General features: G+C 68.3%; 12 protein-coding genes. 5 read left to right on the forward strand and 7 right to left on the reverse strand.

Annotated elements, in window-relative coordinates:
• Position 1 precedes the first annotated feature (1 nt).
• From AC56LH_RS05955 to AC56LH_RS05965, 3 genes are all read right to left on the reverse strand, one after another.
• On the reverse strand, positions 2 to 631 hold the full coding sequence (locus AC56LH_RS05955; protein WP_499644808.1) for a Rossmann-fold NAD(P)-binding domain-containing protein: 630 nt from the start codon (positions 629 to 631) through the stop codon (positions 2 to 4).
• Positions 632 to 727: 96 nt separating this feature from the next.
• Positions 728 to 1,357 (reverse strand): superoxide dismutase, encoded by a 630-nt coding sequence (locus tag AC56LH_RS05960; RefSeq protein WP_499644809.1) that lies wholly within the window; start codon positions 1,355 to 1,357, stop codon positions 728 to 730.
• Positions 1,358 to 1,607: 250 nt separating this feature from the next.
• Positions 1,608 to 2,096: a nuclear transport factor 2 family protein gene (locus AC56LH_RS05965; protein WP_499644811.1), complete on the reverse strand. Its 489-nt coding sequence runs from the start codon at positions 2,094 to 2,096 to the stop codon at positions 1,608 to 1,610.
• Positions 2,097 to 2,280: 184 nt separating this feature from the next.
• Between AC56LH_RS05965 and AC56LH_RS05970 the strand changes: the two genes are divergently transcribed.
• From AC56LH_RS05970 to AC56LH_RS05980, 3 genes are all read left to right on the forward strand, one after another.
• On the forward strand, positions 2,281 to 2,619 hold the full coding sequence (locus tag AC56LH_RS05970) for a hypothetical protein (protein WP_499644813.1): 339 nt from the start codon (positions 2,281 to 2,283) through the stop codon (positions 2,617 to 2,619).
• A gap of 58 nt (positions 2,620 to 2,677) precedes the next feature.
• Positions 2,678 to 5,122, forward strand: a complete 2,445-nt coding sequence (locus tag AC56LH_RS05975; protein WP_499644815.1) for a heavy metal translocating P-type ATPase — start codon at positions 2,678 to 2,680, stop codon at positions 5,120 to 5,122.
• A gap of 146 nt (positions 5,123 to 5,268) precedes the next feature.
• On the forward strand, positions 5,269 to 8,025 hold the full coding sequence (locus AC56LH_RS05980; RefSeq protein WP_499644817.1) for an ATP-binding protein: 2,757 nt from the start codon (positions 5,269 to 5,271) through the stop codon (positions 8,023 to 8,025).
• On the opposite strand, the gene AC56LH_RS05985 is transcribed toward AC56LH_RS05980, so the two are convergent.
• Genes AC56LH_RS05985 through AC56LH_RS06000 form a run of 4 tightly spaced genes read right to left on the reverse strand, consistent with a single transcriptional unit; the run spans position 8,022 to position 11,624 of the window.
• Positions 8,022 to 9,434 (reverse strand): multicopper oxidase family protein, encoded by a 1,413-nt coding sequence (locus tag AC56LH_RS05985; RefSeq protein ID WP_499644819.1) that lies wholly within the window; start codon positions 9,432 to 9,434, stop codon positions 8,022 to 8,024. The genes AC56LH_RS05980 and AC56LH_RS05985 overlap by 4 nt on opposite strands.
• Entirely contained in the window at positions 9,431 to 10,822 is a 1,392-nt protein-coding gene (locus AC56LH_RS05990) for a TolC family protein (RefSeq protein ID WP_499644821.1), read from the reverse strand. Before AC56LH_RS05990 ends, AC56LH_RS05985 begins: the two co-directional genes overlap by 4 nt.
• On the reverse strand, positions 10,822 to 11,151 hold the full coding sequence (locus AC56LH_RS05995; protein ID WP_499644823.1) for a hypothetical protein: 330 nt from the start codon (positions 11,149 to 11,151) through the stop codon (positions 10,822 to 10,824). The genes AC56LH_RS05990 and AC56LH_RS05995 overlap by 1 nt, the downstream gene beginning before the upstream one ends.
• Positions 11,152 to 11,210: 59 nt before the next feature.
• The gene (locus AC56LH_RS06000; protein WP_499644825.1) at positions 11,211 to 11,624 is read right to left on the reverse strand and encodes a hypothetical protein; all 414 of its coding nucleotides are present in this window, start codon (positions 11,622 to 11,624) and stop codon (positions 11,211 to 11,213) included.
• 112 nt (positions 11,625 to 11,736) lie between these two features.
• On the opposite strand from AC56LH_RS06000, the gene AC56LH_RS06005 reads away from it, so the two are divergent.
• Both AC56LH_RS06005 and AC56LH_RS06010 read left to right on the forward strand, forming a co-directional pair.
• Positions 11,737 to 12,147: a hypothetical protein gene (locus AC56LH_RS06005; RefSeq protein WP_499644826.1), complete on the forward strand. Its 411-nt coding sequence runs from the start codon at positions 11,737 to 11,739 to the stop codon at positions 12,145 to 12,147.
• A 148-nt stretch (positions 12,148 to 12,295) separates the two neighbouring features.
• Complete coding sequence (locus tag AC56LH_RS06010) at positions 12,296 to 15,001, forward strand: bifunctional acetate--CoA ligase family protein/GNAT family N-acetyltransferase (protein ID WP_499644828.1); 2,706 nt, start codon at positions 12,296 to 12,298, stop codon at positions 14,999 to 15,001.
• Positions 15,002 to 15,088 lie beyond the last annotated feature (87 nt).

Consider the following 15,088-nt stretch of genomic DNA (forward strand, 5'->3'; position numbering starts at 1 on the left):
CTTACACCAGTTGATCGGAGCTGACGATGTGCAGGCCAGGGCGCGCCTGCAGCGCAGCCTCGATCAAGGCGTGCGCGATGCGCGGGGCAGGGTTGATGCGCCAGCGGCGTGGCAGCACGGGCCCGAGCAGTTCCAGCACGATGCCGGACACGCGTTCGCCCAGGCGTCGCTCCTGGCGCTGTCCGCCGATCAGGCCGGGGCGCACATGGGTCAGCGACGCGAATCCCAGCGCCGCCAGGTCGCGTTCGAGCTCGCCCTTGACGCGGTTGTAGAAAAAGCGCGCGCGGGCATCGGCGCCGAGCGCAGAGTTCAGCACGTGACACGGTGTGCCATGCTGGCGCGCCAGCGTGGCCACGGCCAGCGGGTAATCATGGTCTACACGCCGGAACGCATCCTGCGAGCCAGCGCTGCGCATCGTGGTGCCAAGCGTACAGATGACGGCGTCGGCCTGCCACCAGGCGGCATCCTGCGGCAAGGCATCGAAATCGACGACGGGCGCTTGCAGCTTGGGGTGCGCCGGCAGCGCTCGCCGCGTGGGCGCTACCACCGACGTGACCTTCGGATCGGCCAGTGCCATCTCCAGCACGTGGCTTCCGACCAGTCCGCTTGATCCAACCAGCAGCAGTTTCATGGATGTCCTTCATTGCACGTGTATACGGCGCGAGGCCGGCATCATGGCCGGCCTCGCACTTGCAGACAGGCCTGCATGGCAGGCCCGAACACCGGCTTACTTGGCCAGCGCTTCTTCGTAGCGGCGTTCGACTTCCGCCCAGTTGATGATGTTGAAGAAGGCCGCGATGTAGTCAGGGCGCTTGTTCTGGTATTGCAGGTAGTACGCGTGTTCCCACACGTCCAGGCCCAGGATCGGCGTGCCGCCCGACATGCCGGCGAACTCGCCCATCAGCGGGCTGTCCTGGTTGGCGCTGCTTTCGACCAGCAGCTTGCCGTCCTTGCCGACGGTCAGCCAGGCCCAGCCGCTACCGAAGCGGGTTTGCGCGGCTTTGGTGAACGCATCCTTGAACTTCTCGTAGCCGCCGAGGTCGTTTTCGATTGCCTGGGCAACTTTGCCGCTTGGCTTGCCGCCTTCCGGGGTCAGCACGGTCCAGAACAGCGAGTGGTTGGCGTGACCACCGCCATTGTTGCGCACGGCACCTTGGACGGCTTGCGGCAGGCTGCCAATGTCGGCGATCAGCTGCTCGACCGGCATCTCGGCGACGCCAGCGTCGCCCAGCGCGTTGTTGACGTTGGTGATGTAAGCCTGGTGATGCTTCGTGTGGTGGATTTCCATCGTGCGCGAATCGAAATGCGGCTCGAGGGCATCGTAGGCGTAAGGCAGTGGTGGCAATGCGTATGGCATGATCATTCTCCGTTCAGATGGTTGGGAACGCTGTTCCGGTATGAAGCGAGGCACCAGGGCCGTGTTCGTCACGGCCCGGCGTCGTGCATGTGCTGGTCAATCCGGGATGGGCAACGCGCACCCCGGGGCATCCGCCGAAATGGTTTCCGCGTGCGCCCTGACTTGTCCAGAATACCAGCATCTGCAATAGGCTGGCGCGCCGGGTGAGCAAAGGCGATTCCCGGCCGCTGCCATGCACCCGATCGGGCGCTCAGCGCCCGGGCCGGATTTCGGTACTCTGCATCATCGTGTTGCGCCAGCCTTCTGCCTGCAGTTGCCAGACGCGGACATAGCGGCCGCGAAATTCGCGTGCCCGGCCCGATGCTGCCACATCCGCCTGAAAGTGACCCCGTACGATCGCCGTGCGGCCACTGTCGAGCAATTGAATTTCCATGCTGACGTTGGTGTACGAGCGAAACTCGTAGTCGTCGCGCGCCAGCAGTTGCAGAAATTCGCTGCGCGTACGCACGCGGCCATTGGTCTCGACGTGATAGTAATCGGTGGCAATGATGTCGCGCAACGTATCGACATCGCGCTCGGCGACGGCCTCGGCGCGCCGGCGTTCGGCATCGCGCAGGGCCGTCAGCGTTGCCGATTGCGTTGTCGTGACGGCCGTGCCGGGCAGGGCGCCGCGCAGCGGCACCTGCGCCGTCGCGGCAGTCGTGGCAAGCGTGATCGGGAACAGCAGAATAGGCAACAAGGATCGCATGATGCGTGCTCTAGGGAAACTGGGTGGGCATGGTCGACTTCCGGCGTGTCGCTTGTAACCGCTGGTTTCTGCATTGTGGCACGCGGCGCGGCATTTGCCGCTTTTGTCGGGATGACAATAGGACTACACTGGCGGTTCCGGCACCAGCGGTCGGCCACGCACCAGGAAAAACAGCATGAATACGGCAGGCAGCAGGGACCTTCGCGCGAACGACGAGATGGTGCGCGCGTCGATGGGCATCGATGCAGTGCGCGTCGCGCTGGCGACGGCAATGATCCTGCTCGGCCCTCTGGTAGCAATGCAGTTCACGCACGGCGTGCAATGGACCGGCCTGGATTTCGGCGTGGCCGCCGTGCTGCTGGCCAGCGCCGGCTGGACGTGTCTGCGCACGGGCCGCCGCGTGGCACGCCTGGCCGTCTGGCAGCGCATCGCCATCGTGGGCGCCCTGGCACTGGTGTTCGGCGTGCTGTGGGTCGAACTCGCGGTCGGCGTACTGTTCAACTTCGGCAGTTGAATCCGTGATCGCCAGATTGTCTTGACCTTGCCACGGTGGGAAGGTTTATCCTTGACGCATGGTTCATGACAAACTCTCTCCGGCAACACCACCCGTCACCCTCCTGATCGACGGCATGACCTGCGCGTCCTGCGTGGCACGTGTCGAAAAAGCCCTGGTCAATGTGGCCGGCGTCACCGGCGCCAGTGTCAATCTGGCCACCGAAAAGGCCCGCATCGACGGCGCTGCGCCGACGGCAGCGCTGGTGGCAGCGGTGCAGGCGGCCGGTTACACAGCCCGCCTCGAGACACCGGATGCTCCCGTCCCTGCTGCCAGAGCCGGTGCCGCCCCGTGGTGGCCCGTCGCCAGTGCCGCATTGCTGAGCGCGCCGCTGGTGATGCCGATGTTGCTGGCGCCGTTCGGCATCGATGCGATGTTGCCGGGCTGGCTGCAGTGGCTGCTTGCCACGCCGGTGCAGTTCTGGCTCGGCGCGCGTTTCTACCGCGCCGGCTGGGGCGCGCTGCGCGCCGGAGCGGGTAATATGGATTTGCTGGTTGCCATCGGCACGAGCGCCGCTTACGGCCTGTCGCTGTACCTGCTGCTGACGCCGGGCGGGCACGCAGTATCCCACCTGTATTTCGAATCGTCGGCCGTCGTCATCACGCTGGTGCTGCTCGGCAAATGGCTGGAAGGCCGCGCCCGGCGCCAGACGATCGAGGCGCTGGGCGCACTGGAGCGCCTGCAGCCGGCCGACGCTCTTGTGCGTCGCGACGGGCTTGACGTCCGCGTGCCGCTGGCGGCCTTGCGGGTGGGCGACGTGATCGTGGTCAAGCCTGGCGAACGGGTGCCGGCCGATGGCGTGGTGCTCGAGGGCCTGAGCCACGTCGACGAGTCGCTGCTGACCGGCGAGAGCCTGCCGCTGACCAAGGGGCCGTTTGATGCCGTGGCCGGCGGCGCCGTCAATGCCGACGGCTTGCTGCTGGTGCGGGCAACCGCCGTTGGCAGCGCGACGATGCTCGCGCAGATCATCCGCATGGTCGAAGACGCGCAGGCCGCGAAGGCGCCGATCCAGCGCCTGGTCGATCGGGTCAGCGCCGTGTTCGTGCCGGTGGTGCTGGCCATTTCCCTCGTCACGCTGCTGGCCTGGGGCGTGAGTACGGGCGACTGGCAGGGCGCGCTGCTCAATGCGGTGGCCGTGATGGTGATTGCCTGTCCGTGTGCGCTGGGCCTGGCCACGCCGACGGCGATCATGGTCGGCACCGGCGTGGCCGCGCGCCACGGGATCCTGATCAAGGACGCCGAGGCGCTGGAAACGGCGCATGCCGTCGACGTCGTCGTGTTCGACAAGACCGGCACCCTGACCGAAGGCCGCCCGCAGTTGCTGGCGCTCGACGGTCCGGATACGACGCGCCTGCTCACGCTGGCCGCTGCGGTCCAGCAAACCAGTGCGCATCCGCTGGCGCGCGCCGTGCTGGACGATGCGGCGCGACGCACGCTGACGGTGCCGCGCGCAAGCGATGCCAAAGCGCTGCCGGGGCGCGGTGTGCAGGCCGACGTCGATGGCGCAACGATCCTGCTTGGCAACCGGCGTCTGATGAACGACCTCGGTGTGCTGGCGGCCGGGGCCGAGGCGCACGAGGCAGCAGGGCGTACCGTGTCCTGGCTGGCCGAGCGGCGTGGCGACACCGTCACCGTGCTTGGCTTGCTCGCGTTCGGTGACGGGCTCAAGCCAGGTGCGAAGGACGCCGTCGCGCGCCTGGTCGCGTGCGGCATCACGCCGGTACTGCTGACCGGCGACAGCGCCGGCGCCGCGCAAGTCGTGGCAGATGCGCTCGGCATCACGCGCTTGCATGCCGAGGTGCTCCCGGCGGACAAGGCCGACGTCATCACGGCGCTGCGCCAGGCTGGCCACACGGTCGCCATGATTGGCGACGGCATCAACGACGCGCCGGCGCTGGCCGCGGCCGACGTCGGCATGGCAATGGCCACCGGGACCGACGTGGCGATGCACAGCGCCGGCATCACGCTGATGCGGGGCGATCCAATGCTGGTGGCCGACGCGCTCGACGTCTCGCAGCGTACCTGGCGCAAGATTCGCCAGAACCTGGGCTGGGCCTTCGTGTATAACCTGATCGGCGTGCCGCTGGCCGCTTTCGGGCTGCTCAATCCGGTGCTGGCCGGCGCCGCGATGGCGCTCAGTTCGGTCAGCGTCGTGGCCAACGCATTGCTGCTGCGCCGCTGGCGCGCGGCGTCCCGTTCCATTTCCACCACCACCGGGGCGCTCGCACCCGTGCCTGCGCCCCCAATCAAAGGAGAATCTCACATGATTGAACTGACTGTTGCCGACATGACCTGCAAACATTGCGTTGGCCGCGTGACCGCCGCTGTTCACGCCGTCGATCCGGCCGCCACGGTGAACATCGATCTGGCGAGCGGCAAGGTCCGCATCGACAGCACGGCCGCCGTGGCGCCGCTGGTGGCGGCCATCGACGACGCCGGCTATCCCGTGACGGCCGGCGCCTGAGGCCGCCTGGTGCCGCGGCCCAGTGTGTTTCCTGGACGATAAGCGGATAAATACACCCCCGAACAATATTCATATGAGCTATATTTTGTAGAAAGATCAATACCGAACCCTGTGCATCTCCGACCGACCCTGTCAGCGGAATCCTCATGAGAGATGGTGTGCTCGCAGAACCGATCGACCTGGTCAGGCATCCGCCCGGCAGTGCGCAGCTGCGCAGCGCCGTGCTGGTGCTGGCGGGGCTGGCGCTGGGGTTCGCCGTCCTGGTGCCAGCGGCCGGCGTGCCCTTGCCGCACGCGCCGGAATTCCTGCCGATCTATCTGTCGACACTGATCGCCAGCAACTTCGTCACCGGCATCCTGCTACTCGGTCATGTCCACACACGGCGTTCGCTGGCCCTGGGCATCCTTGCCCTGGGCTACCTGTTCACCGCGCTGATTGCCGGCGCCCACATGCTCACGTTCCACGGCCTGCTTGGCAACCAGGGCGTGCTCGGCGGTAATCCGCAGACTGCGGCCTGGCTGCACGCCACCTGGCATGCGCTGTATCCGCTGTTCGTGCTCGGCTACTCGCGCAGCGCGCGCGGGCGTCTGGCGGGCGCGCCGCTGCCGCCGCACTTCATGCGCATCGGCGCGCTGCTGACCGTGCTGTTCGTCTCGCTGCTGGTGCTGGTGGGCACGACCGGCGCGCCGTATCTGCCCAGGCTGATCGACGGCACGCGCACGCTGCCGCTCTACCATGGCATCTCGGCCGGCATACTGGTCCTGTCGATCTACGTGCTGTATGCCACGGTGCAAAAGCGCCCGCGCACCGTGCTCGATGTCTGGCTGACCGTGGCGATGGCGGCCTGGGTGTTCGAAGTGGGCCTGTCGTGTGTGTTCAATACCGGTTTGTTCGACCTGGGGTTCTACGCCGGGCGCCTGTACGGCCTGTCCACGTCGCTGTTCGTGCTGGGCGCCCTGGCGATCGACAATATCGCACTGCACGCGCGCCTGCATGCGACGTTCCAGGAAATGATCGAAACGCGCGCCCACGCCCAGTGGCAAAGCCTGCTTGGCACCGTTCTGCGCCAGTTGCCCGACGGCGTGCTGATCGTCGACGCCCAGGGTCGTTGCGTGATGGCCAACGACCAGGCCACGCAGATGGCGCGCCATTTTGCGGCCGATGGCGTCGGGGGCATGCTCGACCTGATCCGCGAACCGGTAGCGCGCGCGATCGGCGGCCGGGCCTTTCATGACGCGATGATCGAGAGCGTGCAGGGCGGCGCACGCCGCGTGTATGCGGTCAGCGGCGCGCCGCTGCGCGAGAGCGCTGCCGAACTGGCCTCCGCCGTGATCGTCATCGACGATATCTCCGAGCGCACCGAAGCCAGTGCGGCGCTGGCCCGGGCGCTGGACCAGACCCGCTACCTGATCGAGAACACGCCGCTGGCCGTGATCGAATGGAACCGCGACCTGGTCATCACGCTGTGGAACCGCCGCGCCGAAGAACTGTTTGGCTGGCCTGCGGCCGATGCGATCGGCCGGCGGATCGACCGCATCGGCATGATTCACGAGGGTGATGCCGGCCAGGTCGATGCAATGATCGCGCGCCTGGTCGATTCCGGCACGCGCTACGCCAAATCGGCCAACCGCAACCGCACCCGCGACGGGCGCGCGCTGTGCTGCGAATGGTACAACTCGGTGCTGGTCGACGAGGCCGGCGACATCCAGACCGTGTTTTCGCTGGTGCTGGACGTCTCCGAACGCGAGGCGGCAATGCAAAGCCTGCGCGAAGCCGACGGCCGCAAGGACGTCTACATCGCCACGCTCGCGCACGAATTGCGCAACCCGCTGGCGCCGATCGCCAACGCGGCCTCGCTCCTGCGCAGCAAGTCGCTGGCGCCGGAACGCATCGCATGGATTGCGGCCATGGTGGCGCGCCAGACCGACCAGATGGCGCGCCTGCTCGACGACCTGCTGGACGTCTCGCGCATCAGCCGCGGCAAGATCGAACTGCGCCGCGTGCGCGTGGACCTGGGCCGCCTGTTGCGCGAGACGCTGCAAACGAGCATGCCGCTGATCGAGGCCGGCCGCCACCAGGTGGCGCTGCGCGTGGCCGATGAACCGCTGTGGGTCGACGCCGATCCGCTGCGCCTGACGCAGGTCTTCGCCAACCTGATTACGAATGCGGCGAAATACACGCCGCCGGGCGGCGGCCTTGAGTTGGGCTTGCGGCGCGAAGATGATCAGGCCATTGCCTGGGTGGCCGACAGCGGCGTGGGGCTGGCGCCCGACATGCTCGAACGCGTGTTCGATCCGTTTGTCCAGGCCGGCAGCGCCAGTCACCTGGCGCAGGGCGGGCTGGGGATCGGGCTGTCGCTGGCCAAGGGCTTTGTCGAGCTGCATGGCGGCCGTATCTGGGCCGACAGCGACGGGCCGGGCCGCGGCGCGACCTTCCTCGTGCGCCTGCGCCTGTGCGAGGAGCCGGTCATGGCGCCGGGCGACGTGCTCCCCGTGCCTGACGGTGCTGCGCTGGGCAAGCATATCCTGGTCGCCGACGACAATGTGGATGCGGCGGAATCGCTGGCCTGGCTGCTCCGCTCGGAGGGCGCCACCGTGATGGTGGCGCACGATGGCGCCGAGGCGCTGCGCCTGCACCGCGAACGGCCGGCCCGGATCGCGGTGCTCGACCTGGGCATGCCGCACCTGGATGGGCTGGAGCTGGCGGGTATGCTGGCCCAGGACGCGCCGCGCCCCTACCTGGTGGCGGTGACGGGGCGCGGCCGCAAGGAAGACCGCGCCGCGTCGCTGGCGGCCGGCTTCGACGAGCACTTCACGAAACCGGTCGCGCCGCCGCAGCTCATTGCGCTGCTGCGCAAGGTACCCGAAGTGCCCGAGGCGCCCGAGACTCCTGCAGCGGGCTAGTGGTGCTCGTGCCCCGTCATGTCGTTCGCGCCGGGTTTGCGCGCATCCATCGCCTGGCCGGCCGGCGCCGGTGCCGGGCGCGCATCCGGCGCACGCGGCGCTGGCGGCAGCGCCCCGGCGCCGTCGCCCGTCCATTCGCGCGCGACCGTGCCGGCCGGATGCCGGTACCAGCCAGGGTCGCTGTAGTCGCCGCGCCTCAATCCTTCGCGCACTTTCAGCACCGTGAACATGCCGCCCATCTCCAGGTTGCCGAACGGGCCGTCGCCGCTCATCATCGGCAGCGTGTTGGCCGGCAGTGGCATCTTCATGTCGCCCATCGAGCCACCCTTGTCGCCCATGACCATATAGCCCGGCACCAGCTTGTTGATTTTTTCGGCCACGCCCCGATGGTCGACGCCGATCAGCGTCGGCACGTCGTGGCCCATTGCATTCATCGTGTGGTGCGATTTGTGGCAGTGGAAGGCCCAGTCGCCCGGCGCATCGGCCACGAACTCGATCGCGCGCATCTGGCCGACGGCGACGTCGGTCGTCACCTCGGGCCAGCGCGCCGACTTCGGCACCCAGCCGCCATCGGTGCCAGCGACTTCGAAGCGGTGTCCGTGCAGGTGGATCGGATGGTTCGTCATCGTCAGGTTGCCGACGCGGATGCGCACCTTGTCGCCCAGGCGCGCGACCATCGGATCCAGGCCCGGGAACACGCGGCTGTTGATGGTCCACAGGTTGAAGTCGAGCATCGTGTTGGTGCGCGGCGTATAGCTGCCCGGTTCGATGTCATACGACGACAGCAGCATCACGTAGTCGCGATCGACGGCGTGCTGGCGCGGATTCTTCGGGTGCGTGACCCAGAAGCCCATCATCCCCATCGCCATCTGCTGCATCTCGTCGGCGTGCGGGTGGTACATGAAAGTGCCCGCGTGGCGCGCGACGAATTCATAGACGAACGTCTTGCCGGGCTGGATGCCGGGCTGCGTCAGCCCCGTCACGCCATCCATCCCGCACGGCAGCAACTGGCCGTGCCAGTGCACGCTGGTGTGTTCGGGCAGCTTGTTGGTGACGAAGATACGCACGCGGTCACCCTCGACCACTTCGATGGTCGGGCCCGGGCTCTGGCCGTTGTAGCCCCATAAATTGACCTGCATGCCGGGCGCGAATTCGCGCACGACCGGTTCGGCCACCAGGTGGAATTCCTTGACGCCGTCCTTCATGCGCCATGGCAGCGTCCAGCCATTAAGCGTGACGACGGGGTTGTACGGGCGCCCGCCTGTCGGGGCCAGTGGCGCGGCGGTAGCGCTCGAGGTGTGGGTCGGGGCTTCCGGCAGCGACGCCGCGCCGGCACGGCTCACGAGCGAGGCGCCCAGTGCCGTGATACCGGCGCCGGCGCCGGTCAGGAACGTTCTGCGGTTGGTCATTGTGATACGTCCTTCTTGTCAGTGGTCGGTCGCGCCGGCAGGCGCGTGCCGATGGCGGTTTCCAGGTCGACCTGGGCCAGCCAGAAATCCTTCAGCGCTTCGATGGTGGCGTGGACCGCTGCGGCCTGTTCGCGCGCGTCGGCCAGCAGTTCGAACGGGCTGGCAAGCATGCCGTTGTAGCGCAGCAGCGTCTCGTCGGCGATCTGCTTGCGCAGCGGGATGACCTGGTCGCGGTAGTGGCGCGCCACGTCATAGCTCGCGCGGTAGCCGAGGTAGCCAGCGCGCGCTTCGCTGCGTGCGTTGACCGCGACCGCCGCGACCTGGCCGAGCGACTGCATGTACATCGCTTCGGCGCGCGCCACGCGGGCGCCGCCCCAGTCGAATAGCGGCAGTTCCAGGCCGATCTCGTAGCCGTCGCTTTTGGACTCACCCGTTTCATGCTTGCTCGCATAGCCCAGGTCGAGCACATTGACGAAGCGCGTGGTGCGCGTGAGACCCAGGTCGGCGGCGGTGCCGCTGGCGGCGGCGCGCGCGGCCTGCACGTCCAGGCGCTGGCGCAGCGCCGTGCGCTCGATGCCGGCCAGTTCGGCCGGCGCCGCAGGCAGATCGGGCAAGCGCTCGGGCAGCGTGTAGAGCGTCTGCGTCCCCCACAGACCGAGCTGGCGCGTCAGATGTTCGCGCGCGGCGCTCGCCAGGCGGTCGGCGCGCAACACACCGGCGCCGGCTTCGGCGTGGAAGGCCGACTCGCGCGCCAGGTCGAGTGCGCTGGCATTGCCGGCCTGGGTCATGCGCGCCATCAGGGAGCTCGATGCGTCGGTGGCGTCCGCCACCTGACGCGCATAGGCCACGGCCTGGCGCGCGGCCACGGCCTCGACCCACGCGCGCCGGGTGGCGTTGACGTGGCGCTCGATGGCAGCGGCCACGCGCAGCGTCGTTTCATCAAAGCGCCTCGCGGCCATGCGCTGGCGCAGCGGCATCGTGAGCAGGCCCGCCAGGTCGATCGAGACCGAGCGTTCGGTTTCCCGGTTGCCGCCACCGTCCATGCGCGAGAAGCCGAAACCGGGATTGCGCAGGCGCGCAGCCTGGGCCACGTCGGCCTGGGCAATGCCTGCCTCCCAGTAGGTGGCTTGCAGGCCAGGATGGTTCAGCACAGCGATGCGCACGGCGGCGTCCTGTGTCAGCGGCGCCTGCAGCAGTGCGTCGATGTCGGCCTGCAAAGCCTGGCGGTCGGCATCGCTGCGCAGCAGGCGGGCTTCCACGCCCGTGCGCGTCTGCGCCGCAGCGGCGCTGGCTTCGAAGGCGCGCTCGGGCGCGACGCTGACGCAGCCCGCCAGCAGCAGGCCGCATGCGAGGGATGATGTGGCGCGCCATGAGATCGGGTGGGCCATCAATGGTGCTCCTCGTGATTTGGCTGTGCAGGGGCAGGGGAATCGTTGTGGTGATGCGCGTGCTGATCCGGCGCCGGCTTGCCGTGGCCGGCATGGCCGGGCTGGCCTGCCACGATGCGGTTGTGTTCGTGCCACAGGCGATCGGGCGTGGCCGTCGTCGCGCGTTCTGCCGCGGGTGCGCGCAGGACGTGCGCCGGCTGGTAGCGGGTTTCCGGGACGGCGGCGTCCGGATCGGTGGCGCGGCTGGTCTGCGCTGCGGCAGGCGTCAAGGCGCTGCTGGCCAGCACACAGGCCAGCAGCAGCGACTGTCGTCGGGATAGAAGCGACATGATTCCTCGTTCGGTGAAATGCAGTGATGCCGCGCAGCGTGGCGCGGCGGCTTGCTGATTCAGGCGAGCGGGAAGCGGGGAGGTCGTTCGGGCAAGGCCAGGTCCACCGCTTCCAGTCGGCCGGTGGCGGTATCCATCAGCCGGGTCGACAGAGTCTGCGGTGCGGCGGGAATCGTCGGCGTGCCAGCCATGGCAGCGCCGAGACAGCAGGCGGCGCACGCGCTGCAGCGCTCCTGGTCGTGACTCGCGGACGCATGGTCGGTGGCCGCGGCAACCTGCGGCCCGGCCTCGTGACAGTGACCTGTCCCCCCGGCCATGTCGTGCATGGCGGCAGGAGGTGCAGCGACGCCATGCTGCATGGGCGCATGCGTGCACGTCAGCATGCCTGCCGACGCAATGCCCTGGAAGGGTATTGCCAGCAACAGCAGCCAGACGAATACGCGGCGCAGGCAGACAGGGACGGGATGGTTCACGGCCCGATTCTAGCATGGCGTCGGCGCAACACTGTCGTCACAATGGCGGTCGCAAGGCTTGCAGGGCCGGAGAGCGGCTGATAGCATGCCGGGTTGATTCAATGACAATTCAATGACAAGGGCAGGCATGGTGTTGATCGAGCGGCTGCTCGCTCTGCGGCGCAGGAAGAACCAGGAAGAAGTTGCGGGCAGGGTGGCCGAAGTCATTGCGCAGGTGCTGTTCGACGTCGGTGCCGACCGTTTCCTGAATGGCAGCATGCTGCTCGATCGCCAGTTTCGCGTGCGTTTCTACGCCGTGCTGCCGCCGGTGTCCGACGAGATGCTGGCCGCCATCGCGCTGTGCGACCTGCCGGAAGCGCAGCGCATGCGCAGCTGCATGGCCGAGGTTGCGTTCGATGCCGACGTCGTGTCGTACCATACACCGGGTCTGGCCGATGGCCTGATGCGCGAACTGCTGGCCCGCTCGGCCGAACTGCGCGCACTGCCCCAGCGGCGCATTGGCGCCGTATTCGCCTTTCGCTGACTGCTGCGCGGGATTTTGTGCGCGCTGCAGTGCGCGGTGGCGTTATGCTGGCGTTACTTGACGCCACTGACGCAAAGGTCCCATCCATGTCGCATGCCGCCCGTCTTCTTAACCGCCCGGCCATGCCGCGCACCGCCCCGGTGCTGTCATGAGCGTCCGTAACCTGCAGCACCTGTTTGCGCCCAAGTCAGTGGCACTGATCGGCGCCTCGGCGCGGCCCGGCAGCATGGGCGCCACGCTGCTGGCCAATCTGCAGGGCGGCGGCTTCAAGGGCAAGCTGTTTGCCGTCAATCCCAAATACACGCAGCTGGGCGACGTGCCGTGTTATGCCACCGTGGCCGACCTGCCCGAGGCGCCCGACCTGGCCGTCATCTGCACGCCAGCCGCCACCGTGCCGCAACTGGTGCGCCAGTTGGGCGAGCGCGGCACGCGCGCGGCCGTGGTGCTCACCAGCGGCCTGGCGCGCGGGCGCGATGCCCGCGGGCGCAGCCTGCGCCAGGCCACGCTCGACGCGGCGCACCCCTATCTGCTGCGTCTTCTTGGCGCCAACAGCGCGGGCCTGCTGGTACCTGGCCTGGGCCTGAACGCCAGCGTGGCCCACAGTGGCGCCTTGCCGGGGCGGATCGCCTTTGTCTCGCAGTCAGGCTCTTTGATGACGGGCGTGCTCGATTGGGCGCGCACGCGCGGCATCGGCTTTTCGCACTTCATCTCGCTGGGCGACTCGGCCGACGTCGACCTGGGCGACGTGCTCGATCACCTGGCCAGCGACGGCAACGCCGGCGCGATCCTGCTGTATGTCGACCAGCTGCGTTACGCGCGCAAGTTCATGTCGGCGGCGCGCGCCGCCGCGCGCAGCAAGCCGGTGATCGTGCTCAAGTCGCGCAGCGATACCGACGGCGCGCGGCCGGCCGCCAGCGAAAGCGGGGCGCTGGCCACCGAAGACGACGTGTTCGACGCCGCGATCCGGCGCGCCGGCATGCTGCGCGTGCACACCACCGAGCAGCTGTTCGCGGCGGTCGAGACGCTGGCCTATGCGCGCGTGCTGCATGGCGAGCGCCTGGCCATTGTCAGCAATGGCCTGGGGCCGGGCGTGCTGGCGCGCGACGCGCTGCGCTACGGCGGCGGCGTGGCGGCGACGCTGTCGCCCGAATCGATCGCGCGGCTCGATGCCGTGCTGCCGGCCGGCTGGAACGGCGCGCAGCCGGGCAATCCGGTGCGTGCCAGCCCCGTGAACCTGCTGGGCGGCGCGCCGCCCGAGCGCTACGCGGCGGCGCTCGACGTGCTGCTGGCCGACCCGCAGGTCGACGCCGTGCTGATCGTACATTCACCGACTGCGACCGTCGACAGCCGCGACGTGGCCAATGCGATTGCGCCGCTGGCGCGCGCCGCATCGCGTCCGATCCTGTCGTGCTGGCTGGGCGGCGCCTCGGTCGTGGCTGCGCGCGCGATCGCGGCCGAGGCGCGCATGCCCACGTACCGCACGCCCGAAGACGGTGTCAACGGCTTTCTGCAACTGGTGAACTACCGGCGCAACCAGAATCTGCTGATGGAAGTGCCACCGTCGATGGCGGGCCATATGGCGCCCGATCGCAGCGCCGCGCGCGCGCTGGTGCGCGAAGCGATCGCCGCCAAGCGCCTCTTGCTGTCCGATCCCGAGACCAAGGCGATCCTGCGCGCGTATGGCCTGGCGCTGGTCGAGACGCGCGCCGCCCTTGACGTCGACGCGGCCGTGGCGGCGGCGCGCGCGATCGGGTTCCCGGTGGCCGTCAAGATCCTCACGCCCGACGTGATGCACAAGTCCGATGTCGGCGGCGTGACGCTCGACCTCGATTCGGAAGACGCCGTGCGCGCCGCCGCGCTGCGCATGCGCGCCCGGCTGATTGAACTGTTCCCGCAGGCGCGCTTCGACGGCTTTTCGGTGCAGGCCATGTGCCGCCGCACGCATGGCCACGAACTGATCGTGGGCGCCGCGCTCGACCCGGTGTTCGGGCCGGTGCTGGTGTTCGGCCAGGGCGGCGTGGCGGTCGAGGTGCTCGATGATTACTCGGTCGGCCTGCCGCCGCTGAATCTGGTGCTGGCGCGCGACCTGGTCGACCGCACGCGCGTGGCGCGTTTGCTGGCCGGCTACCGCAACCGGCCTGCCGCCAATATCGACGCCGTGCTGGCGGTGCTGATCCAGGTCTCGCGCCTGATTTCCGATATTCCCGAAATCGTCGAGCTGGACATCAACCCGCTCGTGGTCGACAGCCGCGGCGCCATCGTGCTCGACGCGCGCATGCGGTTGGCGCTGGCCGACCGTTCGGGCAGCACGCTCGACCGGCTCGCGATCCGGCCCTATCCGCGCGAACTGGAAGAGACCATCGAGTGGCAGGGCGCACCGCTGCTGCTGCGCCCGATCCGGCCCGAAGACGGGCCGGCGCACCTGGCGTTCTTCGATGCGCTCACGCCCGACGACGTGCGCTACCGGATGTTCGTACGCATCCGCGAGCTGCAGCCGTCGCAGCTGGCGCGCTTCACGCAGATCGACTACGACCGCGAGATGGCCTTCATCGCCACCCGCAAGAACGCCGCCGGGGTATTCGAGACACTGGCGGTGGCCCGTGTCGTGGCCGATCCCGACAACACGAGCGCCGAATTTGCCGTCACCGTGCGCTCGGACCTGAAAGGGGTGGGGCTGGGACGCATCATGATGGAAAAGCTGATCCGGTATTGCCGCGCGCGCGGTACCGGCGAGATCGTGGGCGAAGCGCTGCCACAGAATTCGCGCATCGTCGCGATGGTGAAAAAGCTGGGCTTCGAGGTGACGATCGACCGCGAAGACGGCACCCGCAACATGCGCCTTGCATTACGTTAGCGTTTGCGGGCGCCCCGTGACATTCGGAGGATTTTGGGCTGTTTTGCGGTGATAAGGTGGCGGTGTCTGTCGCCCTGTCACGTCGTG

The organism is Telluria sp. LT1R51-2 (assembly GCF_059685775.1).

What these genes read in the sequence shown, in the direction of transcription:
- AC56LH_RS06010 (WP_499644828.1), top strand. Translation starts at nt 12,296, where the DNA reads ATGAGCGTCCGTAACCTGCAGCACCTGTTTGCGCCCAAGTCAGTGGCA.
- AC56LH_RS05970 (WP_499644813.1), top strand. Translation starts at nt 2,281, where the DNA reads ATGAATACGGCAGGCAGCAGGGACCTTCGCGCGAACGACGAGATGGTG.
- AC56LH_RS05975 (WP_499644815.1), top strand. Translation starts at nt 2,678, where the DNA reads ATGGTTCATGACAAACTCTCTCCGGCAACACCACCCGTCACCCTCCTG.
- AC56LH_RS06005 (WP_499644826.1), top strand. Translation starts at nt 11,737, where the DNA reads ATGACAAGGGCAGGCATGGTGTTGATCGAGCGGCTGCTCGCTCTGCGG.
- AC56LH_RS05980 (WP_499644817.1), top strand. Translation starts at nt 5,269, where the DNA reads ATGAGAGATGGTGTGCTCGCAGAACCGATCGACCTGGTCAGGCATCCG.
- AC56LH_RS05985 (WP_499644819.1), bottom strand. Translation starts at nt 9,434, where the DNA reads ATGACCAACCGCAGAACGTTCCTGACCGGCGCCGGCGCCGGTATCACG.
- AC56LH_RS05990 (WP_499644821.1), bottom strand. Translation starts at nt 10,822, where the DNA reads ATGGCCCACCCGATCTCATGGCGCGCCACATCATCCCTCGCATGCGGC.
- AC56LH_RS05960 (WP_499644809.1), bottom strand. Translation starts at nt 1,357, where the DNA reads ATGCCATACGCATTGCCACCACTGCCTTACGCCTACGATGCCCTCGAG.
- AC56LH_RS05955 (WP_499644808.1), bottom strand. Translation starts at nt 631, where the DNA reads ATGAAACTGCTGCTGGTTGGATCAAGCGGACTGGTCGGAAGCCACGTG.
- AC56LH_RS05995 (WP_499644823.1), bottom strand. Translation starts at nt 11,151, where the DNA reads ATGTCGCTTCTATCCCGACGACAGTCGCTGCTGCTGGCCTGTGTGCTG.